General features: G+C 61.1%; 23 protein-coding genes. 9 read left to right on the top strand and 14 right to left on the bottom strand.

The genetic code is table 11. The features are described from left to right. Window positions 1-34: 34 nt before the first annotated feature. Together BG455_RS04080 and cls are read right to left on the bottom strand one after the other, a co-directional pair. On the bottom strand, window positions 35-1,231 hold the full coding sequence (locus BG455_RS04080) for an MFS transporter (protein WP_071468685.1): 1,197 nt from the start codon (window positions 1,229-1,231) through the stop codon (window positions 35-37). 85 nt (window positions 1,232-1,316) lie between these two features. Next, entirely contained in the window at window positions 1,317-2,753 is a 1,437-nt protein-coding gene (cls, locus tag BG455_RS04075) for a cardiolipin synthase (protein WP_071468684.1), read from the bottom strand. Between the two features lie 137 nt (window positions 2,754-2,890). Here cls and BG455_RS04070 point away from each other — a divergent pair, with 137 nt between their 5' ends. The 3 genes from BG455_RS04070 to BG455_RS04060 are packed head-to-tail and all read left to right on the top strand — an operon-like array spanning window position 2,891 to window position 6,053. After that, complete coding sequence (locus BG455_RS04070) at window positions 2,891-3,784, top strand: CPBP family intramembrane glutamic endopeptidase (RefSeq protein ID WP_071468765.1); 894 nt, start codon at window positions 2,891-2,893, stop codon at window positions 3,782-3,784. Window positions 3,785-3,840: 56 nt separating this feature from the next. Beyond that, window positions 3,841-4,785, top strand: a complete 945-nt coding sequence (gene accD, locus BG455_RS04065; protein WP_071468764.1) for an acetyl-CoA carboxylase, carboxyltransferase subunit beta — start codon at window positions 3,841-3,843, stop codon at window positions 4,783-4,785. Next, entirely contained in the window at window positions 4,782-6,053 is a 1,272-nt protein-coding gene (locus BG455_RS04060; RefSeq protein ID WP_071468683.1) for a bifunctional folylpolyglutamate synthase/dihydrofolate synthase, read from the top strand. The genes accD and BG455_RS04060 overlap by 4 nt, the downstream gene beginning before the upstream one ends. Window positions 6,054-6,062: 9 nt before the next feature. On the opposite strand, the gene BG455_RS04055 is transcribed toward BG455_RS04060, so the two are convergent. Then, window positions 6,063-6,593 (bottom strand): DUF4760 domain-containing protein, encoded by a 531-nt coding sequence (locus BG455_RS04055; protein WP_071468682.1) that lies wholly within the window; start codon window positions 6,591-6,593, stop codon window positions 6,063-6,065. A gap of 250 nt (window positions 6,594-6,843) precedes the next feature. Then, the gene (locus tag BG455_RS04050) at window positions 6,844-7,272 is read right to left on the bottom strand and encodes a c-type cytochrome (RefSeq protein ID WP_071468681.1); all 429 of its coding nucleotides are present in this window, start codon (window positions 7,270-7,272) and stop codon (window positions 6,844-6,846) included. Between the two features lie 202 nt (window positions 7,273-7,474). Here BG455_RS04050 and BG455_RS04045 point away from each other — a divergent pair, with 202 nt between their 5' ends. Further along, a complete protein-coding gene (locus BG455_RS04045; RefSeq protein WP_071468680.1) occupies window positions 7,475-8,668 on the top strand; it encodes an MFS transporter in 1,194 nt (397 codons plus the stop codon). Between the two features lie 51 nt (window positions 8,669-8,719). Here the strand turns inward: BG455_RS04045 and BG455_RS04040 are convergent, their stop codons facing one another. The 4 genes from BG455_RS04040 to BG455_RS04025 form a co-directional block, all read right to left on the bottom strand. Then, complete coding sequence (locus BG455_RS04040; protein ID WP_071468679.1) at window positions 8,720-9,706, bottom strand: cytochrome-c peroxidase; 987 nt, start codon at window positions 9,704-9,706, stop codon at window positions 8,720-8,722. A 175-nt stretch (window positions 9,707-9,881) separates the two neighbouring features. After that, entirely contained in the window at window positions 9,882-10,412 is a 531-nt protein-coding gene (locus tag BG455_RS04035; RefSeq protein WP_071468678.1) for an acyl-CoA thioesterase, read from the bottom strand. Between the two features lie 63 nt (window positions 10,413-10,475). Next, on the bottom strand, window positions 10,476-12,545 hold the full coding sequence (gene recQ, locus BG455_RS04030) for a DNA helicase RecQ (RefSeq protein ID WP_071468677.1): 2,070 nt from the start codon (window positions 12,543-12,545) through the stop codon (window positions 10,476-10,478). Between the two features lie 4 nt (window positions 12,546-12,549). After that, complete coding sequence (locus tag BG455_RS04025; protein ID WP_071468763.1) at window positions 12,550-12,837, bottom strand: YggT family protein; 288 nt, start codon at window positions 12,835-12,837, stop codon at window positions 12,550-12,552. 142 nt (window positions 12,838-12,979) lie between these two features. On the opposite strand from BG455_RS04025, the gene yaaA reads away from it, so the two are divergent. Beyond that, the gene (gene yaaA / locus BG455_RS04020; protein ID WP_071468676.1) at window positions 12,980-13,792 is read left to right on the top strand and encodes a peroxide stress protein YaaA; all 813 of its coding nucleotides are present in this window, start codon (window positions 12,980-12,982) and stop codon (window positions 13,790-13,792) included. Here the strand turns inward: yaaA and BG455_RS04015 are convergent. Next, a complete protein-coding gene (locus tag BG455_RS04015) occupies window positions 13,756-15,972 on the bottom strand; it encodes a response regulator (protein WP_170124710.1) in 2,217 nt (738 codons plus the stop codon). The genes yaaA and BG455_RS04015 overlap by 37 nt on opposite strands. Before the next feature lie 198 nt (window positions 15,973-16,170). On the opposite strand from BG455_RS04015, the gene BG455_RS04010 reads away from it, so the two are divergent. Both BG455_RS04010 and BG455_RS04005 read left to right on the top strand, forming a co-directional pair. Next, complete coding sequence (locus tag BG455_RS04010; protein WP_071468675.1) at window positions 16,171-16,743, top strand: nitroreductase family protein; 573 nt, start codon at window positions 16,171-16,173, stop codon at window positions 16,741-16,743. An 85-nt stretch (window positions 16,744-16,828) separates the two neighbouring features. Beyond that, complete coding sequence (locus tag BG455_RS04005) at window positions 16,829-17,533, top strand: EI24 domain-containing protein (RefSeq protein WP_071468674.1); 705 nt, start codon at window positions 16,829-16,831, stop codon at window positions 17,531-17,533. Here BG455_RS04005 and BG455_RS04000 read toward each other — a convergent pair. Together BG455_RS04000 and mce are read right to left on the bottom strand one after the other, a co-directional pair. Beyond that, entirely contained in the window at window positions 17,517-17,783 is a 267-nt protein-coding gene (locus BG455_RS04000; RefSeq protein ID WP_071468673.1) for a DUF1467 family protein, read from the bottom strand. The two genes, BG455_RS04005 and BG455_RS04000, sit on opposite strands and share 17 nt — an antisense overlap. Then, window positions 17,783-18,187 (bottom strand): methylmalonyl-CoA epimerase, encoded by a 405-nt coding sequence (gene mce / locus BG455_RS03995; protein ID WP_071468672.1) that lies wholly within the window; start codon window positions 18,185-18,187, stop codon window positions 17,783-17,785. Before mce ends, BG455_RS04000 begins: the two co-directional genes overlap by 1 nt. Window positions 18,188-18,353: 166 nt before the next feature. Between mce and BG455_RS03990 the strand changes: the two genes are divergently transcribed. After that, window positions 18,354-19,055 (top strand): response regulator, encoded by a 702-nt coding sequence (locus tag BG455_RS03990; RefSeq protein WP_071468671.1) that lies wholly within the window; start codon window positions 18,354-18,356, stop codon window positions 19,053-19,055. Between the two features lie 421 nt (window positions 19,056-19,476). On the opposite strand, the gene aspS is transcribed toward BG455_RS03990, so the two are convergent. Continuing rightward, window positions 19,477-21,405 (bottom strand): aspartate--tRNA ligase, encoded by a 1,929-nt coding sequence (gene aspS, locus BG455_RS03985; protein WP_071468670.1) that lies wholly within the window; start codon window positions 21,403-21,405, stop codon window positions 19,477-19,479. 78 nt (window positions 21,406-21,483) lie between these two features. Next, on the bottom strand, window positions 21,484-21,777 hold the full coding sequence (locus BG455_RS03980; RefSeq protein ID WP_071468669.1) for a DUF3572 family protein: 294 nt from the start codon (window positions 21,775-21,777) through the stop codon (window positions 21,484-21,486). Between the two features lie 88 nt (window positions 21,778-21,865). On the opposite strand from BG455_RS03980, the gene BG455_RS03975 reads away from it, so the two are divergent. Further along, window positions 21,866-23,338 (top strand): diguanylate cyclase, encoded by a 1,473-nt coding sequence (locus tag BG455_RS03975; RefSeq protein WP_071468668.1) that lies wholly within the window; start codon window positions 21,866-21,868, stop codon window positions 23,336-23,338. Here the strand turns inward: BG455_RS03975 and BG455_RS03970 are convergent. Continuing rightward, window positions 23,295-23,768 (bottom strand): periplasmic heavy metal sensor, encoded by a 474-nt coding sequence (locus BG455_RS03970; protein WP_071468667.1) that lies wholly within the window; start codon window positions 23,766-23,768, stop codon window positions 23,295-23,297. The two genes, BG455_RS03975 and BG455_RS03970, sit on opposite strands and share 44 nt — an antisense overlap.

Raw genomic sequence — 23,768 nt, 5'->3', positions numbered from 1 at the left:
CTTCTGCAGGACGTAGCAGCCGCCTGCGCGCGGGTCAAGACCCGAGGGCGGATTGGCGCGGCAGGAAAATGGTAAACAGCCCCAGAAGCGGCAGAAAGGCGCAGGCCTGATAGACCCATGCAATGCCACGGGAATCGGCCAATACCCCCAAGACCGCTGCCGCGATTCCGCCCATGCCAAAGGCAAAGCCGAAAAAGATGCCCGCCACCAGCCCCACGCGCCCGGGCAGCAGGGTTTGGGCATAGACCACAATGGCCGGAAAGGCCGAGGCGATGATGACCCCGATGATGACCGACAGCACCGCCGTTGCCCCAAGCCCCACATAAGGCAGCATCAGTGTGAAGGGCAGCACGCCCAGAATCGAGGCCCAGATCACCACCAGCGGGCCGAAGCGGTCGCCAATCAGTCCGCCCAGCATGACCCCTGCCGCAGAGGCGGCAAGAAACAGGAACAGCATCTGCTGCGCAGGCACGATGCCCAGATCGAACCGCTCGATCAGGAAAAACGTGTAATAGCTGGAAATGCTGGCCGTATAGGCGTTCTTGCTGAAGGTCAGGATGGCCAGCACCACAATCGCCCAGATCACGCGGTTGCGCGCCAGTCCATGTGTCTGGGTGAGCCGGCCCTTGCCTGCGCTGGCGCGGGTCAGCGTGCCATACCACAGCCCCACGCGGTTCAGGATGACCATGCCCACCAGCGCCATAATGGCAAACGCCGCCACACTTGGCCGCCCCAAGGGCACAACAATGAACGCGGCCAGCAAAGGGCCAAGGGCCGCGCCGAAATTGCCGCCCACCTGAAACAGCGATTGCGCGGTGCCGAATTTGCCGCCAGAGGCAAGCCGCGCGATGCGGCTTGATTCCGGGTGAAACACCGCCGAGCCGATGCCGATCAGCATGGCCCCTGTCAGCAGCCCGCCATAGCTGTCGGCATAGGCCAGCAGGATCAGCCCGCACAGCGTGGACCCCATGCCAATGGGCAGCGATTGCGGCATGGGGCGGCGGTCGGTGACAAGGCCAACCAGCGGTTGCAACAAGGATGCGGTGACCTGAAAGGCAAAGGTCATCATCCCGATCTGCCAGAAACTCAGGTCAAATTCCAACGCCAGCAGCGGATAGATCGCGGCCAGCAGGCTTTGCATGATGTCATTGATCATGTGACACAGGCTGATTGCCAGCAACACAAGCCATGTGGTGCGTTCGGCAGTCGGCGTCTGGGCGGTCAGGCTCATGTGGTATAACCTTCACATGTTCAGGATTGACGCATAGCCCAGCACTTTTGCAATGACAAGATGGCACAACGGTAGAGGGGCGCGCTTATAAAAGCGGCGAGGCCAGCGCCACTGTGTTGTTGCGCAACCGGCGCAGGGCGGACCAGCGCTGCACCTCATCCCCTTCAAGGGTGCGGGCGCGCGCGATATAGCTGTGCTGGCGGGCATCCAGCGCGGCGATGACCTGGGTGGATTGGAACATCAGCGAATTTTCGTAGTTCAGGTCAAAGCTGCGGTGGTCCAGATTGGCGGTGCCGATCATGCCGAACAGCCCGTCAACCGTGACGATCTTGGAATGGATCAAGCCTTCCTTGAACAAGTGAATGCGCACCCCTGCGCGCAGCAGGTCAGGATACAGGCTTTCGCTGGCTGCGCCCACAATCAGGCTGTCATTGCGCGCAGGCAGGATCAGGTCCACCCGCACCCCGCGTTCGGCTGCGGAACATAGCGCTGTGTGCAAGGCTTGGTCGGGCACATAATAGGGGGTGGTCAGGAACAGATGGTCGGTGGCCGCATAGATCATGGCGCGCATCGCGTCGGACGGGGTGGTATAGACGTCATCCGGCCCGGAGGCGATGACTTGCGCAATCACCGGCCCTGCATTCGGATCTGGCGCGTCGGTGCTCAACAGCGCGCTCAGGTCTTCGGCGTGATGCGTCATCCAGTCATGCAGGAACACCGCCTGTTGCTGGCGCACAATCGGCCCTTCCAGCCGCATCAGGATATCCACCCAAGGCGCGAAACGGGGCTTGATGGCAAAGGCGGCATCGGCGCAATTGCGGCTGCCAACCCAGCTGATGCGGTTATCGACCACCACGATCTTGCGGTGATTGCGCAGGTCCAGACGCCGGAACAGCAGGCTGACCAGCGGGTTGCCCACAGGTGCGGCACGTTCCAGCGCAACACCCGCGCCCTGCATCTGCCGCCATAGGGGCGAGCGGATCAGGCGCCGCGCGCCGTGATCATCGACCAGCACGCGGCAGGCCACGCCGCGCCGTGCGGCGCGGCACAGGCTGTCGGCCATGCGGGTGCCTGTTATGTCAGGCAGCCAGATGTAGAACAGCACATGCACATGGTCTTGCGCCGCGTCGATGGCGGTGAACATATCCTCCATCATCGCATCCCCTTCGGGCAGAAGGGTCAGGCGGTTGCCTGCAACGGGAATGAACCCGCTGGTGGCGTGGCCCGCCGCGAAACTGGGAATGGCGGGGCCTTGCAGGGTCAGGGGCTGGTCGGGGCTGCTGGCCTGTGCGGCCAGCAACTGGTTGCGCACCTCGCGCATGCGTTCGCGCTTGGCCCGTTCCAGCCGGATTTCGCCAAACAGGAAATAGGCCGCGATCCCCACACCCGGCAGGGCCGAGATGACCGTCACCCAAGCCAGCCGCGCAGAAGGGGTCAACCCCGCGCGCAGCAACGCGCGGATGATGAAACTCACCTGCAATATAATTACCAGAGCCAGCGTTGCGCCTGCCATCGTTGACATACCTTGTCATGGCCTTTGCGCCAAACTGTCACGTTGCGCGGGCAGAGTCACGCATGCACGCAGATCAGAAATGCTTGAAGCCCCGCGACATAGGCTATTTAAGGCAAGTGTCATTCATTTATGCCTTGGGGTGTGTCATGTTGCTCAAGCCGCTTGTTTTTGATCGTTATGTGGCCCCTGCGCGGCTGCGCCCGCAGCTGTGGCGGCTGGTTTTGGGGCTGGTGCTGCTTTTCGTCATCTACATTCTGTGGATGGGCGCGATGGCGGGTGTCATCGGTCTGGCGCTTGGGGCCAGCCGGCTGGAAGAGGCGCTGGGCGCGATTGGCACTGGCAGCACGCCTGCATCGCTGATCCTGTTGCTGCTGACATTTGTGGGCATGGCCCTGGGGGCTTTTGCGGCTGCGCGCTGGGTGCATAAACGCCCTGTTGCCACGCTGTTTGGCCCGCGCGACATCGTGTTGCGCGATTTTGCTGTGGGGTTCGGGATTTTCGCGCTTGTGGCGCTGCCCGGCATCATCTGGTTTCTGGCAACGCTGGATCTGACACGCGGCGTTGCGTGGAATGTGTGGCTGATGTTCCTGCCCCTCGCGCTTGTGGGGTTGTTGATCCAGACAGGGGCGGAAGAGCTGGTGTTTCGCGGCTATATGCAGCAACAACTGGCGGCGCGCTTTGCCTCGCGCTGGGTCTGGATGGTGCTGCCTTCGGTTATCTTCGGGCTGGTGCATTACGCACCCGAGGAGATGGGCGGGTCTGTCTGGATGATTGTGTTCCTGACAGGGGCGTTTGGCCTGTTGATGGCGGATCTGACCGCGCGCTCTGGGTCCATCGGCATGGCGTGGGGGCTGCATTTCGCCAATAACTTGTTTGCGATCTTGCTGTTCACCACCGGCGAGGCGCTGGACGGGCTGGCGCTGTACCGGCTGCCATTCTCGGCCAGTGATACAGAGACAATCCTGCCGCTTCTGGGGCTTGATCTGCTGGGCATGCTGCTGGTCTGGGCGATTTGCAGGCGGGCATTGCGCGGGCGCTGATTGCAATTCCCGCGCCAGCCCATTATCTGACTGCCATCTTGTGCAGGGACTGCCCGATGAACTGGATCACCAATTACGTTCGCCCCACGATCAACTCGCTGTTTTCACGCCGCGAGATGCCGGAAAACCTGTGGGAAAAATGCCCCAGTTGCGGCACGATGCTGTTTCACCGTGAATTGACGGATAATCAGCGCGTGTGCAATTCCTGCGGCCATCACATGACGGTCAGCCCGCGCGAACGCTTTGCCGCGTTCTTTGATGGCGGTCTGTATACCGAAATCGCGGTGCCCCAGCCGATTGCGGACCCGTTGCAGTTTCGGGACCAGAAGAAATACCCCGACCGCATGAAAGCCGCGCAAAAACAGACCGGCGAGAAAGAAGCCATGCTGGTGGCCGAGGGCGAGGTGTTTCGCACGCGGCTGGTTGCTGTGGCGCAGGATTTCGGCTTTATGGCAGGGTCCATGGGCATGCATGTGGGTAATGCCATCATTGCGGGCTGCGAACATGCCATCAAGCGCAAGCTGCCCTTGGTTCTGTTTTCCGCCGCAGGTGGCGCGCGGATGCAGGAAGGAATTTTGTCGCTGATGCAGATGCCGCGCACGACTGTTGCCGTGGATATGCTGCGCGAAGCGGGCCTGCCCTATATCGTGGTGCTGACCCATCCCACCACCGGCGGCGTTACCGCCAGCTATGCCATGTTGGGCGATGTCCAGATTGCCGAACCGGGCGCGCTGATCTGTTTCGCAGGGCCGCGCGTCATTGAACAAACCATCCGCGAGAAACTGCCCGAGGGGTTCCAGCGCGCCGAATATCTGCTGGAACATGGCATGCTGGACCGTGTGACCCCGCGCCCGAAACTGCGCGCCGAGATTGCGACAATTCTGCGCATGCTGGGGGGCCTTGGCCCTGTGGTGCATGGCGATCTGCCGCGCCCCGACCCTGCCGCAGTAATCGAGGCGGCACAGGCCGAAGCCGCCGCCCAAACGCCCGAGGAAAAATGAGCACGGCCAACTCTGACGCGCTGCTGGCGCGGATGATGCAGTTCCACCCCAAGATCATTGACCTGACGCTGGACCGTGTCTGGCGTCTGCTGGCCGCGCTCGACCACCCCGAACGCCGCTTGTCGCCTGTCATTCACATTGCGGGCACCAATGGCAAAGGGTCAACGCAGGCGATGATTCGCGCGGGGCTGGAAGGGGACGGCGCGCGCGTGCATGCCTATACTTCGCCGCATCTGGCGCGGTTTCATGAACGTATCCGGCTGGCAGGCGCGCTAATCTCCGAAGAGGCGTTGTCGGCACTGCTGGACGAATGCCTTGCCGCCAATGGCACGGACGCGATCACCTATTTCGAGATTACGACCTGCGCCGCGCTGCTGGCTTTCGCGCGCATGCCTTCGGATTACACGCTGCTGGAAGTGGGGCTTGGCGGGCGGCTGGATGCCACGAATGTGGTTGACCGCCCCGCGCTGACAGTCATCACGCCGGTTAGTCTGGACCACCAGCAATATCTGGGCACCACCCTGCCCGAAATTGCGGCCGAGAAGGCGGGCATCCTCAAACGCGGGGTGCCCTGTGTTGTCGGCCCGCAAGATGAGGCCGCGCTGGATGTGATCGAGGCGCGCGCCGCGCGCCTTGGCGCGCCGCTGCTGGTTTATGGCCAGCATTGGCATGTCAGTGTCGAGGGCGGACGGCTGGTCTATCAGGATGAAACGGGGCTGCTGGACCTGCCCTTGCCCAACCTGCCCGGCCCGCATCAGGTGCAGAATGCAGGCATGGCGCTGGCCGCTTTGCGCGCGCTGAACCATAGTGCAGGGGCGGAAGCCGCAATGACGCAGGCGCATTGGCCTGCGCGTATGCAACGCCTGCGCACAGGCCCATTGGTCGATGCGTTGCCGCAGGGCACGTTATGGCTGGATGGCGGGCATAATCCGGCAGCAGGCAGCGCGATTGCAGCCACGCTGGCGCAGATGAATGTCGGGCGGTTGTGGCTGATCTGCGGCATGCTGAACACCAAGGATGTGGTGGGATTCATGCACCCTCTAAAGGATGTGGCGCAGCATCTCTACGCAGTCTCGATCCCCGGCGAGGCCGCAACCCTACCGGCAGAGGCCACTGCACAAGCCGCGCGCAGCGCCGGGATTGAGGCCAGCGAGGCGACAGATGTTCTGTCAGCGCTGCAATCCATTGCCGCACAAGACCCAAGCGCCCATGTGCTGATCTGTGGCTCGCTCTATCTGGCGGGGCATATTCTGCGCGAGAATGGCTGATTTGAGGCGTCACAGACGCCATTTTTCAGCCAGTAGCTGGACTTCGCACCAAATCCTTTCCGGTCGCCGGAACCCGCTGGTGCGGCGCGTGTGTTCGATGAAATCCTTGCACGCGTCCACATGGTCTACAAATTGCTGTTGAATATTCTCTCGGACAATCTGTTCATCAAGTGTGGCGGACTTGATCGCAATCGCAAGCGCTTCATATTCATTCAGGATGTTCTTGATCGCCGCATGTTCCACGATGGTCTTTCTTGCGGTTTCATCGTCATCAGGGGCGTTGTGGCCATGACCGTTGCTTTTCAGCCGTTCATATTCTTCCGCGACCGCTCTCAGCTTTTTGGGGCCGATCTTGATTTCAAGAAAGACGTTTTTGGCCTGAATGTAGTCCCTGTCCCAACTCAGCTTGCTCAGATAGTCGAACGTATTTTTCTTTCTTGAGATGTCCTGCGCGTTGTGGATTGCCTTTTGTGCGAAATACCACGCGCCAAATGCAGAGATCAGTATCGCAGCGGGGGCAAGTAACAGCTCAAAATCCATTATTCACATTCAAACCCTGAAAAAGCAGAAGACCCGCCAAAATTCGGCGGGCCTTTAATTCGTTCGTCTTACAAGCTAGCCGCCATACCCTTCACGAGGTCCGTTCGGCCAATGATGAAGTCTTTTTGACATTTCCACTCCTTGCAAACACGTGCTGAAAGTACCACAAATTCCTTCACTGTCTACTAACACCTATGGCAGTCAGGGGCAGTTTTCCAGCTTCTGCGGTACATTTTCTGATAGCTGCCGCTTACTCGCCGAACTGTGCCAGATAGGCATAGATATCTTCAGCAGAGCCGCGCAGGCGGTGGTTCATGTTCGAGCGCGCACGCGAATCGCCTGTGACCTCGCGCAGATAGCCGCTTGGGTCGGTTACAAAGGCGACGAAGCTTGCTTCGTCCCAGACAACGCCATGTTCCGCACCCGCCGCAACAATCGCACCAGAGAAACGGGCATAGCCGTCATATGCACCTGCCTGACGCCCTGCAACACCCCAAAGGTTGGGGCCAGTGGGGGCCAGACGCTGGATGACAGTGCCATCAGGGTCTACAACGCCGTGGCAGCTTGCGCATTGGCGGAATTCAGATTCGCCGGCAGCCGCGTTGCCGGTGGGTTCTGCCTGGGCGACGAACGGGGTTGCCACCAGTGCAGCGACAACAAGAGATTTCAGTTTTGTCATGGATCGTTTCCTATTGCTTGGGTAAGGCATGAGCAAGCTGCCGCGCGCTTTCAAGTACTGCCTAGCAATAAGCGTTTCGGCGGCAAGTGGCAAGCGCTTCGCAATCTGGGCGCGATGACGGACAGTTGCGCAAACGTTATGGAAACGCAGATTTTGGATGAAAGTAAGATGGCCCCCCCCCAACAGCACAAGTCCGCAAGACATGCCTGATCTGAAGCGCGCGCGCCCACGCTGGCAGGTGATTTCGGCGCTGGGGGTCGTGATGATTCTGACATGGGGCAGCAGCTATTACCTTATGACCGTGCTTGCAGCACCTGTTGCGGCGGCGACAGGCTGGGGGCTGAATGCGATTACCGGCGCCTTATCCGCAGGGCTGCTGACTGCGGCGCTGATCTCGCCTCGGGTGGGGCGGATGATCGCGCGCTATGGCGGGCGGCCTGTTCTGGCCGCGGGCGTGGTCGCGCTGGCCTTGGGGTTGGTGCTGCTGGCTGTGGCGCAGGCCCTGTGGGTGTTCTGGCTGGGCTGGCTGGTCTTGGGGCTGGGCATGGCGGCCACGCTATATGACCCCGCTTTTGCCACGCTGGGCCGCCTGTATGGCGCAGATGCGCGCAGCGCCATCACCACGCTGACGCTATGGGGCGGCTTTGCAAGCACTGTGTGCTGGCCGCTTTCCGCCCTGATGCTAGAGATGTGGGGCTGGCGCGGGGTCGCGCTGGCCTATGCGGGGCTGCATCTGTGCCTGACCTTGCCGCTTGTCTGGCTGGTTCTGCCCCGAGAGGTGGAGGCCCCGCCGCCCGCGCCCGACCAGATTGCCCCGCCCCAGCCCCTATCACAGACCGAGGCGCGCCAGCTTGCGATGATGGCCGGTTTGCTGGTGTTGAACGGGTTGGTGGTGGTGAATGTCTCGATCTGGCTGTTCAAGCTGTTGCAGGCGCAAGGCATCACTCTGGGGCAGGCTGTCGCGCTTGGGGCCTTGATCGGGCCTGCACAGGTTGGCGCGCGGCTGATCGAGATGGCAGGGCGCGGGCGGCATCATCCGATCTGGACGATGATCGCCTCGACCGGGGCGATCGGGGCGGGGCTGGTGCTGCTGGCCTCTGGTGCGCAACTGCCAGCCTTGGCGCTGATCCTCTACGGGGCGGGCAACGGGTTGTTTTCCATCGCGCGCGGTGCGCTGCCCCTGGCGCTGTTCGGGCCTGCGCGGTTTCCGGTGCTGATGGGGCGGCTTGCGCGTCCGGCGCTGATGGCACAGGCAGTTGCGCCCATGGCGGGCGCGTTCATCATCAGTGCGGCGGGCGCGGGTGTCACCCTGTATCTGCTGGCCGCATTGGGCCTGACCAATATGGCGCTGACATGGGCCATGTGGCGCAGCACGCGCCACCCGCTGCGCGCATGAAAACGCCGCCCCCACAAGGGGGCGGCGCAAAGATGTTGCATTCAAGCGCGATTATGGCAGCGCAGGAATAACCAGATCCGGCATTTCACCTGTCAGCGCATGCATGAAGGCCACCAGATTATCCAGTTCTTCATCCGCGAAGTCCTGACCCAGCATCTGCTGGCCCATCAGCTGGACTGCATCGCGCAGGTCCGCGACCGAACCGTTGTTGAAATACGGATAAGTCACTGCGACGTTGCGCAAAGTGGGTGTGCGGAAGGCGAACATGTCAGCTTCGTCGCCGGTCACGATAAAGCGCCCCTCATCGGTAGAGCCTGGCAGCTCGAACCGGTGGAAGCCGCTATCGGTTAGTGCCGGGCCATTGTGGCACGCCACGCAGCCTGCATCGACAAACAGTTTCATTCCTTCAACCTGCGACTCGCTCATTGCCTGCACATCGCCTGCAAGGAAACGGTCCAGCGGCGAATTGGGCGTGTTCAGCGTCCGTTCAAAGCTGGCAATCGCATCGGCAATGTTTTCCGCGCGGATCGGGTCTTCGTCACCGGGGAAGGCGGCGGCGAAATGTTCGTGATAGATGTCAAATTCCTTCAGGCGCCGGATGGCGGCTTCCAGATCCATGTTCATCTCGATCTCGGCCTCGATCGGGCCAAGGGCCTGGCCTTCCAGATCAGGTTCGCGCCCGTCCCAGAATTGCGACCCAAGGAAGCCAGAGTTCAGCACGGTTGGCGTGTTGCGGTTGCCCACTTGCCCGTCATGGCCCACGGCTGTGGGAATACGGTCAGACCAGCCCAGTGCAGGGTTGTGGCAGGTTGCGCAGCTGATCACGCCCGAACCGGAAATGCGGGGTTCAAAGAACAGCATTTTGCCCAGTTCCACTTTTTCGGGAGTGAGCGAGTTTGCCGCAGGAATGGGCGGCAGATATGGCAGCGGTTCGAAGAAATCCATGTATTCTGCGATGTCTTCGGCATGAACTGCCGTGACACTCAACACCAGGGCCATGGCTGTTGCGCCAAGGCGGTGCAGTTGTCTGGGGGTCATGTGGGCCTCCTGTTCGTGTTACTTTATCATCAACCAGTGCAAGGCCAGAGCCGTGCAGTTTTCGCGCGCGTCTGATGAACAGAATAACAGAGTCGTGAGCCTGTGCCTTGATGCAGATCAAACCTTGGATTGTTTCTAAAGTTGTACCTTCAACTCGAATTATTAGTGTTTACACTCAGATGTTTGGCGGCCATGGCCGCTGTGCTTCGGCAGTGATCCATGCCTGCACCCAAGGCGGCAATTCGGGGCTGTCCGCCTCCTTGCCCAAGGCGCGCAAAACCTGTGCGGGCGGAACGATTCCCTGCGCCGATGTAAAGGCAGAGCGGATCAGAATATGGTTGGCGCATTCCGTGCCTTTCCACATGGCCTGTTCCATATACAGGAATTTGTCATCCCAGCCGATGCAGCGGCTGCGCAATTCAAACCGCTCGAAGGCGCGGATGCGGCGGCGGTAGCGCGTGGTATTACCTGCCACAGTAATGCCCCAGCGATTCGCGCGCAGCACATCCATCAGCCCAGTGCGCATGGCCATCGGAATGCGCCCCAGATCATACAATGTCAGCGTGCGGCCATTGTTCAATTCCACCCACGGGTCCAAGTCCCATGGCCAGCAGCGGTGGTGCGAGACATGCAGATCACACACCCCAAGGCGGGGGGCGTTGCGGTATTTCAGCATTTCTTTGGCAAAGCGGATGAAGGGATACATGGGCGCGCTCCTTTGGGGCAGCGGTGGGGGACGGCGCGCGCCGCGTCAAGACTGGCCGTGGGGTTATGTTGCCAGCTTTTCCAGCACTGCCGCGCCGAAACGTTCCAGGCGTGCGGTGTCCATACCCTTGATCCGCGCCAGTTCAGCCTCGGTCACGGGGTGGGCGGTGGCGATGGCGCGCAGGATGGCGGGCGACAGGGTCAAAAGCTTGTCAGTGCCATCTGGCCCGCGTTCCAGATCGCGGGCAAGCGTAAACAGCGCATCATATAGATCGCCCGCATCGCGGCCCGCCAGTTTGCGGCGTTGCGGGTGCTGCGGCGCAGGGGTTGCGCCTGTGATGATCGCCAGAAAACTGGCGCCATGGCGGTCCAGCTTGGTGGCCCCCACGCCCGAGATGCGCGCCATTTCGTCCATGTTGGCGGGCCGTGTCTCGGCCATCTCGATCAGGGTGCGGTCGGTGAAAATAACATAGGCGGGCACGCGCGCCTCTTCGGCCAGCGCGCGGCGCTTGGCCTTCAGCGCCGACAATAGCGGCGCATCTTCGTCAGAGACCAGCGATTTCACCGCAGGGCGGTCTTGCGCGCCTGTGACAGTATCTTCGCGCAAGTGGATTTCCGCTTCGCCCCGCAGAATCGGGCGCGCGGCTTCGGTCATGCGCAGCGCGCCGTGGCGTTCTGGGTCGGGGCGGACCAGATCGCGGCCCATCATCTGGCGAAACACCACCTGCCATTTTGCGCGGCTCAGGTCTTTGCCCGCAGCAAAGGTCGGCAGCGCATCATGCCCGCGCTGCACCACTTTGGGGGTGGAATTGCCGGTCAGTATGTCGATCAGATGGCCCGCGCCGAAACTTTCGCCAGTGCGAAGAATGGCCGACAGCGCTTTGCGCACAGGCGTTGTGGCATTGAACAGCTTGGCGGGGTTGGCGCAGATGTCGCAATTCCCGCATGGCTCTGACGCATCGCCGAAATAGGACAGCAGCACCTGACGGCGGCAGCCCGTCGCCTCGGCCAGACCCAGAAGCGCATTCAGACGCGCGTGATCGGCCTGTTTGCGTTCCAAAGGTGCCGGGCTTTCATCGATTTGAGAGCGGCGCAGGCGAATGTCATCGGGGCCAAACAGCGTCAGCGTGTCAGCGGGCGCGCCATCGCGGCCCGCGCGTCCGATTTCCTGATAATACCCTTCAATCGACTTGGGCAGGTCGGCATGGGCGACCCAGCGGATATCGGGCTTGTCCACCCCCATGCCAAAGGCCACAGTCGCCACCACGATCAGGTCATCTTCGCGCTGGAACAGTTCTTCCACCATGCGGCGTGCGTGTGCCTCCATGCCGCCATGATAGGCGCGCGCATTGTGGCCTGCTTCGCACAGCCCTTGCGCAAGGGCTTCGGTGCGCGCGCGGGTGCCGCAATAGACAATGCCGGACTGCCCCTTTTGCGCGCGGGCATAGGCCAGAATCTGCTCGCGCGGCTTGTTCTTGACGGCAAAGTTCAGCCGGATATTGGGCCGGTCGAACCCGCGCAGGAAGATTTGCGGCGCGGCCCCGTCGAACAGCCGCTTGATGATCTCGGCGCGGGTTTCTGCATCTGCGGTGGCGGTAAATGCGGCCAGCGGCACATTCAGGGTGCGGCGCAGATCGCCCAATCGCAGGTAATCGGGGCGAAAGTCATGGCCCCACTGGCTGACGCAATGCGCCTCGTCCACGGCAATCAAACCGCAGCGCGCGCGGCGCAGCATGTCGATCGTACCCCCCGATGCCAGCCGTTCGGGCGCGATATACAGCAATTTCAGCGCGTTGCGCGAGATGGCGTCAAAAACAGCGTCTGTTTCTTCCTCGGTATTGCCAGAGGTCAGCGCACCTGCCGCAACCCCCAATTCCTGCAACGCGCGCACCTGATCGCGCATCAGCGCAATCAAGGGCGAGATCACCACAGTTAGCCCCTCTCGGCACAGGGCGGGCAGTTGGAAGCACAGCGATTTACCCCCGCCCGTGGGCATGATGGCCAAAGTGTCTTGCCCGGCCATCACCGCCTCGACAATTTCCGCCTGTCCGGGCCGGAAGGCAGGAAAGCCGAAAACGCGCGACAGCACCGCTTCGGGCGGCTCGGCAGGGGCAAGGCTAAGGGGCAATGACATGGGCCTAGATAAACGCCGCCGCGTTGTTAATCAGGATAACGCGAATGGCGTAAATCGCGATAAGCGCGATCAGCGGCGCAAGGTCGATCCCGCCCAGATCGGGCATGAACTGGCGAATGCGCTGATAGGCCGGTTCCAGCAAACGGTTCAACCCGTCCCAGATTGACGCAACCAAAGGCGAACGCAGGCTGAGCACCTGAAAATTTATCAGCCAACTCAGGATGATATGCGCGATGATGATGAATTGCGCGACATTCAGGATAAGCAGCAGGATCTGGATGATGGACAGCATGGGACACTCCGTATAGGTTCGGGCAAACCTAAGCGGGCCGCGCCCAAAGGGCAAGCGCGTGCGGGCTGTTTGCTGCGCTGCACTGGACATTTGCGCGGGTTCCGATAGGTAGCCACGCATTGACCTTCAACGATGGTGTGCCATGCTTGTTGTCCTTTCGCCTGCCAAGAAGCTTGACTGGACCCCAAAGGGTGCCCCGCGCGCGCTTTCGCGGCCTGCATTTCAGGACGATGCAGTGGTGCTGGCGCAAGAGGCGCGCAAGATCGGTGCGGACGGGTTGAAACGCCTGATGAAAATCAGCGACAAGCTGGCGGCGCTGAACCTTGAACGCTTCGAGAGTTTCGCCCCCCAGCCCGACCCGAATGCAACGCGCCCTGCGATCCATGCTTTCGCGGGCGATACCTATACAGGGTTGAACGCTGCCTCGCTCGATGCTGATGCGCTGGCTTGGGCCGAGGGGCATTTGCGCATTCTGTCGGGGCTGTATGGCCTGCTGCGACCCTTTGACGCGATGCAGCCCTACCGGTTGGAAATGGGCAGCCGGTTGCACACGGCGCAGGGCAAATCCTTGTACGACTATTGGGGCACCCGGATTTCCGAGGCGCTGAATGCCACCGCCGCGCAGACCGGATCGCAGGTTCTGGTGAATTGCGCGTCGCAGGAATATTTCGGCGCGGTGGCCCCTGCGGCACTCAGGCTGCGCATTGTCACGCCTGTATTCAAAGAACAGGCCGAAGGCGAAGAGCCGAAGATCATCAGCTTTTACGCCAAGAAAGCCCGTGGCGCGATGGCGCGGTTTATTGTGGAAAACCGCCTGACAGACCCTGCGGCGCTGCTGGATTTCGACACTGGCGGCTACCGCTACGCGCCAGACCTGTCGCAGGCGGACCAGCCAGTATTTTTGCGCGCTGTTCAAATTCACCCCTCCGACATGGAAAATTCTGTCGGGGCATGATCGCGCAAAGCGGCCAAAAGTTCTGCCTTTTTCAAGGGTTTGCTTAGCATGGCATTCATGCCTGCATCCAGCATGCGCGTGATCTCTTCTTGCAAGGCATGGGCGGTCAGCGCGATGATCGGCACCGATTTGCCCAAAGCAGTGGCGCGAATACGCCGCGTCGCCTCGCGCCCGTCCATTTCGGGCATCGAGACATCCATAAACACGATATCGGGGGCAATCTGGCTGAACATCTCTACCGCAAGCCGTCCGTTTTCCGCCATGTGCAAGTCGATCTCCATGTTTTTCAACATCTTGGTAAAGACCAGCCGGTTGACCTTGTTATCTTCGGCATAGAGTATCCGCAGCTTGCGCGCTGTCCCTTGGCGGGCGGGTAGGGCCGGTTTTGCGCGATCGCCCCCATCAGACGGGGGCGCGGCAGCGCGCGCAGGGCCATGCAGGGCGGCCAGCAAATTGCGCCAGATCAGGGGTTTATGCAATGTTGCAAAAACGCTGTGCTGCGCAAGTTCGGATTTGATTTCGGCAGGGTTGGAACACAGCACCACAACTTTTGTGGCAGGGCTGTGTTGGGCCAGTTCGGCCAGCAGGCCGCCGATCCCGCCTTCGATCAGATCCTGATCAATCAGGGCAAAATCTGGGGGCGAGCGGGCAATCTGGCGCTGCACTGTATCTTTCTGGGTGGCGGTCATCACTGCGACAGACAGCGCCTTGAGGCGGCGCGCGACAATCTCGCGGCTGATCAGGTGGTCACTGACAAGCAGGGCCGAGCGCAGACCTTCCGGCAAATCCTGCGGTACAGGGGCGGGCAGGTCGTTTGCTACGGGAAAATCCAGTGTCACCCCGAAGCATGACCCCACACCTTGTTCGGATTCCACCCATATCTTGCCCCCCATCTGCGCGACAATGCGTTTGGTAATGGCAAGGCCCAGACCTGTGCCTTCATAGCGGCGTCTGGCGGTTTGTTCCACCTGACTGAATTCGGTAAAGATATGCCCCTGATCCTTGGGCGCGATGCCGATACCGGTATCTTCCACCGTGATCGTCACGATCTGCCCTGTCTCAGAGGTGCCAAGCCCCACTGCGCGCACCAGAATATAGCCGGTTTCGGTGAATTTGATGGCATTGCCCACCAGATTGGTCAGAATCTGGCGCATGCGCCCGTAATCCGCCACCAGATGGGCGGGCAGGAACATGTCATAATCCAGTATCAATTCAATCCGCTTGCTGCGTGCCACTGGCGCAAGCAAGCTCAGCACTTCATGGATGGTTTTTTCCAGATCAAAGCTGGTCGGGTTCAGGTGCAAGCGGCCTGCATCCATTTTCGAGAAATCGAGAATGTCATTGATGATGGACACCAGCGCCTGCCCGCTGCTGGAAATGGTTTGGGCATAGCTGCGCTGTTCTTCATCCAGCGCGGTTTCTGCCAGCAATTCGGCCATGCCGACAACGCCATTCATCGGCGTGCGGATTTCATGGCTCATATTGGCCAGAAAGGCCGATTTCGCCTCTACCGCGGCTTCGGCGCGGGTCTGTGCGTCGCGCAATTCGGCCTGATAGCGCAAGGCATCGGTGATGTTATGCACCAGAGACACATAATCGCCATTCGCAACGCGGCGGTCTGTCAGTCGGACCGACATGCCGGTCAGAAAATGCAACTCTATCGGCGGGATATGCGGCTGGCGCCAGCGGCGCAACATGCTGAACACCCATTCATCGGCGCTAAACTCTCCCAATTCCACCAGATTTTCATGCGCGCAGATTTCCAGAATGCGGGTATAGCGAATGCCGGGCTGCACCTCTGCAAAGGGGCGAAACACGCTGAGATAGGCTTGATTGGCCAGAATCAGCGCCTGATCCCCGTCAAAGACGGCAAACCCGTCTTGCAGGGTTTCAACCGCCTCGCGCAGGCGCAGGTTGGCAAGGTCAATCTCGGAATGGGCGACCTGCAAATCCTGGCTGACCTGTGTATTCACCCCTTCCAGACTATGGGCATGGCGCCGGATTGCGCCCAGTTCCTCGCGTTGGGCGATCACCTGATCGGACAGTTTGAACGCATGGTCGCGCAGATGTTCGTTCATGGCGCGCAAATCGCGCTGCGCCTGTTCATACAGCCGTTCCGCCCGTAGCCGCGCGCGCCGTTCGCGCGCCAGTCGTTCCGGAAAAGAGATGTCACAATTCATGGTACAACAGCGCATGCAGGGGGCGATCGGGGGCAGTATCGGGCCAATTCTTGAACACCGGGTTAAGATGGGGGGCGCGCGTTGTGCTTTCAGGCGGTGCATTGCGCGCGCAACTGACGCAACTGGCCCGCGCCCCCTTTCCTAGCTGGGGCAGACAGGCTAGGCTTCGGGCAACGCTTCCCCTGCTTCAGGTGTCATATGACTGCAAACCCCGCTGCGATGGATTTCCTGCTGACGCGCCGCTCGCGTCCGGCCAAGATGCTGCAAGCACCGGCACCTGACGGTGCGCAGCTTTTGCCCTTGCTGCAGGCCGCCGCCCGTGTGCCAGACCATGGCAAGCTGGAACCGTGGCGCTTTGTGGTTCTGGAACGCGCCGCCTGCGCCCGACTGGCCCCGATGATCGCGGCACGCGGTGCAGAACAAGGAATCGCGGAAGAAAAAGCCCTCAAGGCGGCGGCCACATTTGCACAGACACCGCTGGTTGTGGCGGTCGTGGCCAGCCCGAAACCCTCTGACAAGATACCCGAAATCGAACAGACCCTGTCTGTGGGCGCAGTATGCCTTGGGCTGGTCAATGCCGCACTTGCATCAGGCTGGGGCGCGAACTGGCTGACAGGCTGGGTCGCCTCGGACAGGGCCATTTTGCAAGAGATGGGCCTTGCCCCGCAGGAATGGGTCGCGGGCTTTGTCCATATCGGCACGGCGCAGGCCACGCCGCCTGACCGCCCGCGCCCCGATATTGCCGCGCTGACAACATGGATACGGGAATGATCCGCCCGCAGGCGGCAGGCCAAACCACCATCCACAACCCGCCATCCGGCGCCCGCGCCGTGCAAGACCCTGAAGGAACCGCAGCATGATCGACGCCTTTGCCAAAGCCATCGCCCAGTTGCGTGACCCCCGCTTTCGCGTTCCATTATGGATCGGGATTGCGCTGTCTGTGGCGCTGTTATTCGTGATCTATGCCTTTGTGCTGCTGTTGGTGCAGCTGCTTATACCGGGGGCGCTGTTTTTGCCAATCACGGGGCAGGTGCAGGGCATCGGATCGTTGTTTTCCTTCGGCTCTATCCTGTATCTGCTGGGGCTGTCGGTGTTTCTGATGGTGCCTGTCGCGTCGGTTTTCACAGGGCTGTATCTGAACGATGTCGCAGACGCGGTCGAGGCAGAGCATTACCGCGGCCTTGATCCGCGCCAATCCGTGCCGTTCCGCGAACAGGCCAATGACGCCATGCGTTATTTCGGGCTGCTGGTGGCGCTGAATGTGCTGGGGATGGGTGTTTTTGCCGTGTCCAACGGGTGGGGGCTGGTGTTGCTGTGGCTGGTGAACGGTTTTCTGCTGTCGCGCGAATATTTCACCATGGTGGCGCGCCGCCGCCATGACGGTGACGCCGCGCGCGCGTTGCAAAAGCGCCATATGTTCCGCCTGTGGGTGCCGGGCACTGTGCTGGCCGCTGGCCTAAGCGTGCCGGTGCTGAACCTTGTCATGCCACTGGTGGGGGCGGCGGTGTTCACGCATATGTATCACCGCCTGCACCAGCCAGCACCTAGCCCCGACCTGTAAGCCGTTCCAGCATCGCAAAGGTGATCACCTCGGAAATGATGATGCCTGCGATCACCAGAAACGCGGGTGTGGCGATGACTGTCACCAGCTTGACCTTGCGCAGCATCTGCGCATCCGACGGCGCGGAAGAGGGGGTGCCGGGCACCACCTCGCCTGCCTCGCCCTGCGTTTGCAGGCGAAAGGGCAGTACCAGAAACATGGTCATGAACCAGATAACGCCATATAGCGCGATTGCAGACATGATTGACATCAGACTTGCTCCAACTCCACCAGACAGCCGTTGAAATCTTTGGGGTGCAGGAACAGAACAGGCTTGCCATGCGCGCCGATTTTCGGCTCTCCGGTGCCCAGAACGCGCGCGCCCTCGGATTTCAGTTTGTCGCGTGCGGCCAGAATATCCTCCACCTCATAACAAATGTGGTGAATGCCGCCTGCGGGGTTTTTGTCCAGAAAGCCCTGAATCGGGCTGTTCTCTCCCAGCGGGTAAAGTAACTCGATCTTGGTGTTGGGCAAGGTGATGAACACCACTGTCACGCCATGGTCGGGTTCATCCTGGGGCGCGCCGACATCGGCCCCGAGTGTCATGCGATATTGTGCGGCGGCCGCTTCCAGATCCGGCACGGCGATAGCAACATGGTTCAAACGTCCGATCATCCTGTCCCTCCAAGATATACATACTGCATCTGCTTATGCGGGGCTGGCGGCGATGTGGCAAGATGCCAGTAGCGCGCATCGGACCAAAGCTGCGCAACTGCGCATGGGTTTAACGGCTTCTTAGTCAAATTGGGGTGAACTGGGGTCAGCAAAGACGGAGGGAAGAATGAACACGCATTCCGCATATTCCGGCCGCAGGGCTGGTGAACGACCCGCTGTGGCGGGGGTGTCGCACAGGTACCAGCAGGGCGGAACCCTGTTGCTGGTGGAAGACAGCCGCCTGTTCAGTGACGCGATCCGCATCATGTTTCGGGGAACAGGCGGGCGCTTGCGCCGCGCCGATACTTTATGCCGCGCAAGGCGGCATCTGGCGCTGTATACGCCCGATGCGGTGATCATCGACCTTGGCCTGCCCGACGGATGCGGGTTGGACCTGATCGCGGACTGTGCGCGCAGGCCCTTGCGGGTGCCGCTGATCATCGCCATCTCGGGCCAGCCGGAACTGGAAGCCGCCGCTTGTGCCGCAGGGGCCGACAGGTTCATGGCAAAACCGATTGCCAGTCTGGCACAATTTCGCGCAGCCCTGGCCCCGTCCTGTTTCGCAACTCCCCCGAATGGCCTTGGTTTGCCCAAAGCGGTGCCGGATATGGGGGCGATGCGCGATGATTTCTATCTGGCGCTGGATTTGTTGCAGGGGCCAGACAAGGGCAACCGCCGCGCCTATGCGCTGCAATTCATCGAAGGGCTTGCCCGCAGCTTGCACGATACGGCCATGCTGGATGCGCTTGGCGCTGCGCAAAACGGGGCAGGGACTGGCCCGCTTGTCGGGGTTTTGCGCCACCGCCTGCGCGCGCAGCCGTTGATTTAGCGCGCGCGTGTTGATGGAAGAGGTGTGATTGCGGCTGAGAGACCTTAGGAGACACTGGAGAAGCAACCCAAGCCATGCAGCGTCGGGCTGTGGTGTGGCGATCCTCGACCCGTGCTATAGCACCTTATGCCAGCCAAATCCCCGTAAGATCAAGGCTTTGCGCGTAGCCAAGCCAAATCGCCGTACCGGGGTACGGCCCGGCGATGCGCGGCGGCGCTTCGCGCCTTTGTTCCGCGCGAGCTGCGCGCGAACGGCGGTCGCGTCCTGCACAGCCCCCATAGAAAACCGCTTCAGATACCTGCAAGCCGCGCCAAAACGGGCGCTATATGCACACCAGATGCAGTGCCGATGCGGTTGCCCATTGGCACCCCACGCGCGCAAAAGCGTCAGGGCGCGCGGGGCGTGCCCGCGCGGCTTTGTTTCAGTCCTTCGGCGCGATCCGCAGGCCAAGGTCGCGCAACTGCTCATTGGTTGGCGCAGAGGGGGCCACCAGCAGCAGGTCTTCGGCGCGCTGGGTCATGGGGAACATGATCACCTGCCGGATATTCGCCTCATCCGCCAAGAGCATCACGATCCGGTCAATCCCTGCCGCACAGCCGCCATGGGGCGGGGCGCCGAATTTGAACGCCTTGACCATGCCGCCAAAGCGCTTGTCCACTTCGGAATTCGGATAGCCCGCAATCTCGAACGCGCGATACATGATTTCCGGCTTGTGGTTCCGGATCGCCCCCGAGAGGATTTCATAGCCGTTGCAGGCCAGATCATATTGATAACCCTTGACCGCCAGCGGGTCGCCATCCAGCGCGGCCATACCGCCTTGTGGCATGGAAAACGGGTTATGGCTGAAATCGATCTTGCCGGTTTCCCCGTCGGCCTCATACATCGGGAAATCGACGATCCATGCGAAAGCAAAGCGGTTTTCATCGACCAGCTTCAACTCGCGGCCAATCTCGTCGCGGGCTTTCGCCGCCACGCCCTCGAATTGCGCGGGCTTGCCGCCAAGGAAGAAGGCGGCGTCGCCTTGCTTTAAATTGAGTTGGTCGCGAATTGCCTCACACCGATCTTGGCCAATGTTGTTTGCGATCGGACCTTTAGCAACGGTATTGGTCGAAAACTCGTATTCTCCAATAGGTTTCGGAGCTTCTGGATCTTTGCCAAGCCGAAGCGCCTCGTTGTAGTCTCGTTCAATGTTTTGGAGATTCTTTAATCTCTTTGTATCAGGATGATTGACATCCAAAACGATATTGTTCGGATATCCTTCTGCTTGCCAAACAATATACCCCATGCCCGGCAACCCTTGCGCTTGGGCAAAGGCGTTCATCCGGTCACAGAACTTGCGCGACCCGCCTGTGGGCGCGGGGATGGCACGAATCTCGGTGCCTTCATTTTCCAGCAATTTCGCAAAAATCGCAAAACCCGATCCGCGGAAATGCTCGGACACGACCTGCATTTCAATCGGGTTGCGCAAATCAGGCTTGTCGCTGCCGTATTTCAACAGCGACTCGGCGTAAGGGATGCGCGGCCAGTCGGCACAGGGATCAACCTTTTTGCCGCCTGCGAATTCCTCGAACACGCCTTGCAGCACAGGGCCAACCGTGCCAAACACATCTTCCTGCTCGACAAAGCTCATTTCCACATCAAGCTGGTAGAAATCGGTGGGCGAGCGGTCGGCGCGGGGGTCTTCGTCGCGGAAACAGGGTGCTATCTGAAAATACTTGTCAAAGCCCGACACCATGATCAGCTGCTTGAATTGCTGCGGGGCTTGGGGCAGGGCATAGAACTTGCCCGGATGCAGGCGCGAGGGCACCAGAAAATCGCGCGCGCCCTCGGGGCTGGAGGCCGTGATGATGGGCGTCTGGAATTCGGTAAACTGCTGGTCCCACATGCGGTTGCGCATGGAGCGCACCACATTCGAGCGCAGCATCATATTCGCATGCAGCCCGTCGCGGCGCAGGTCCAGAAAGCGGTAGGCCAGCCGCGTTTCCTCGGGGTAGTCCGGCTCGCCAAAAACCGGCAAAGGCAGGTCGTCGGCGGCACCCAGAATATCCATTGCGCGGGCATAGACTTCAATCTCGCCGGTTTTCAGCTTGGCGTTCACTAGGCTTGCATCGCGCGCCTTCACAGTGCCTTCAATGCGGATACAATATTCGGCGCGCAGTTTTTCAATATCCTTGAACGCGGCCGAGTCGCTGTCTGCCAGCACTTGCGTGATGCCAAAATGGTCGCGCAGGTCGATGAACAAAACCCCCCCGTGATCGCGGATGCGATGCACCCAGCCCGACAGGCGCACAGTTTCACCCACATGGGCGGCGGTCAGATCGGCGCAGGTATGGCTGCGATAGGCGTGCATGATATGCCCCTTTTGGCTGCAAGTCGTCCGGCTGTGGCGATACACAATCTGACGGGCCAGAAGTCAAGGGCCGTTGGCCTATGTCCAGTGCATCTGTGCCGCGCCAGACAGCACGGCTTGGGCGATGGCCAGCTGGTCAAAGCCCAGATCCTGCGCGCTGCAACACGCCACCACAGTGTCGTCGCGCATCAGGATGAAATCCAGAACCGCCAGCAAAAGCGACTCATCCGGCCCGGTCGGGGCCACCAGTTGCGCGCGCAAATCCTGCGCATCTGCGCCGCTGGCGGCCAGAAAGACGGGCAAATGCGTGTCTTGCGCACACAGCCAGTCCAGCGCGGCCAGCGCAATCTCTTCAGCGCGCGTGTGATTCATTCGGTCCACCTGTGCAGATAGAAAGGGTTTGTTAACCACTCTGCGGTAAATCTTCAGACATGATTAAGCAATCCATAGGGTGGTCACAATGCCTGCTCAGATTCTCGTGGTGGATGATCTGCTTCTCAGCCGCATGATTCTGCGCGCGAAGCTGACAGCGGCCTGTTATGACATACGCCTTGCGGGAACAGGGGCAGAGGCGCTGCGCCTTGTCTGTGACAATGTGCCCGATCTGGTGTTGCTGGATTTCAACCTGCCCGATGCGACAGGGCTGGAAATTTGCACGCAGCTGCGCCGTAACCCCAAGACCCGCAATGTCCCCGTCATCCTGTTTTCTGCGGATACATCGCGCGCCACATGTCTGCGCGCGCTGGAGGCAGGGGCCGATGATTACCTGAGCAAACCGCTGGATGACGGCTATCTGATGTCGCGCATTCGTGCCTTGCTGCGCTCCAGCGCGGTCGAGAAGGAATTTCAGGCACGGGCCACGCCGGGGTTGCGCTACGGGCTGGCAGAAGCTGCGGCAGTTTTCCAACCCACTGCACAGGTTACGCTGGTGCGCGGTGGGGGGGGCTTTGCCCCTGTCGCGGCCAACAGGCTGGAGGGGGCTGATCCCAGCCTGTTTACCCATAGCTGTAGCGTGTCAGATGTTCTGGCAGAAAAAAATCCGGCGCGCGATGCGGATGTTCTGGTGCTTGCCCCCGAAGTTCTGGAAGAACAGGGGCTTCACATTATCGCCGAGCTGCGCGCGCGCCCTGCGACCTGCCGCATTCCCATTGCGGTGCTGCTGCGCGAGAATGCGGCCACCCCGCGTGCAATCGTGCTGGATCTGGGCGCGGAAGAAGCGCTTCGCCTGCCGCTGGAGACGCAAGAGGCGCATTTGCGCTTGCGCGCGATGATCAAGCGCAAGCACAAGATGGATGCTTTGCGTCTGGCGCTGGGGGCAGAGCTGGACCTTGCGTCCCGCGACCCTTTGACAGGGCTGTTCAACCGGCGGCATGCAATGTCGCGCCTGTCCGATCTGGTTGCGGAACGGCCCAAAACGGCACCGGGAACCTATGCCATATTGCTGATCGATCTGGATAATTTCAAACGCGTGAATGACAGTTTCGGCCATGGCGCAGGGGATGAGGTGCTGGTCGAAGCCGCAACGCGGATGCGCGCTGCCATCGGCCCGCAAGATGTGCTGGCGCGCTATGGGGGCGAGGAATTTTTGCTGGTCCTGCCGGGGGCAGACATGGCGCATGCGCGCGACATGGCCGAAACGATCCGCCGCAGGATCGAGGGGCGCAGCTATACGCTGACGACAGGCGGCTACAGTCTGCGGGTGACGGCCTCTATCGGGGTGACAGTGCAGCAATGCGAAGCATCCGACCCCCCCATGAGCCGGCTGGAACGGATCAGGCGCGTGGTGGAGTATGCCGATCAGGCGTTGCGCAAGGCGAAATCCTCGGGGCGCAACCGTGTCACTCTGGGCCGCTGCGCCGCGATTGAGGGGCCGGGTGCCGCCGACCCCCTTAGTCGCGGGCGCGCCCCCCACTGCGCCAAGGGCGCGACGTGACGCGCTCTTGCAGGGATGCGGCATAGGCGCGGCGCTCTTGCGGTGACATGGCGCTGACCTTGGCAAGAAGCTGGTCATGCATCTGGTTGCTTATGCGCAACAGCCGTTCTTGCGCCTGTCGCAGCGCGGCGGAAAAGGCGTCGGCGTCGAAATCCTCGGCCTCCAGGGCTGCTATCATCTCTCTGGGGGCCGTGCGCGCGCCGCGCTCGGCGCTGCGGGCTTCGCGCCATATCGCGCCGGTGTCGCGGCGCAGCGCGCGGCGGTCCTCTGCGGGCAATGCCGCGACCGATGCCCGCAACAGCGAACCGGAGGTTCCCGCACGCGACGCCATGCCCCAGATCATGCCCGCGGCTGCCAGATTCAACATAACCGAGATCACAAGCACCAGTTTAAGCCACGGAAAGCGGCGTTTCGTCCGGGTTTCGTCCAT

Source organism: Roseinatronobacter thiooxidans, from assembly GCF_001870675.1.
Lineage (GTDB): Bacteria > Pseudomonadota > Alphaproteobacteria > Rhodobacterales > Rhodobacteraceae > Roseinatronobacter > Roseinatronobacter thiooxidans.
The sequence above is the reverse complement of the archived record's forward strand: the minus strand, read 5'-3'. Positions and strand labels throughout refer to the sequence as shown.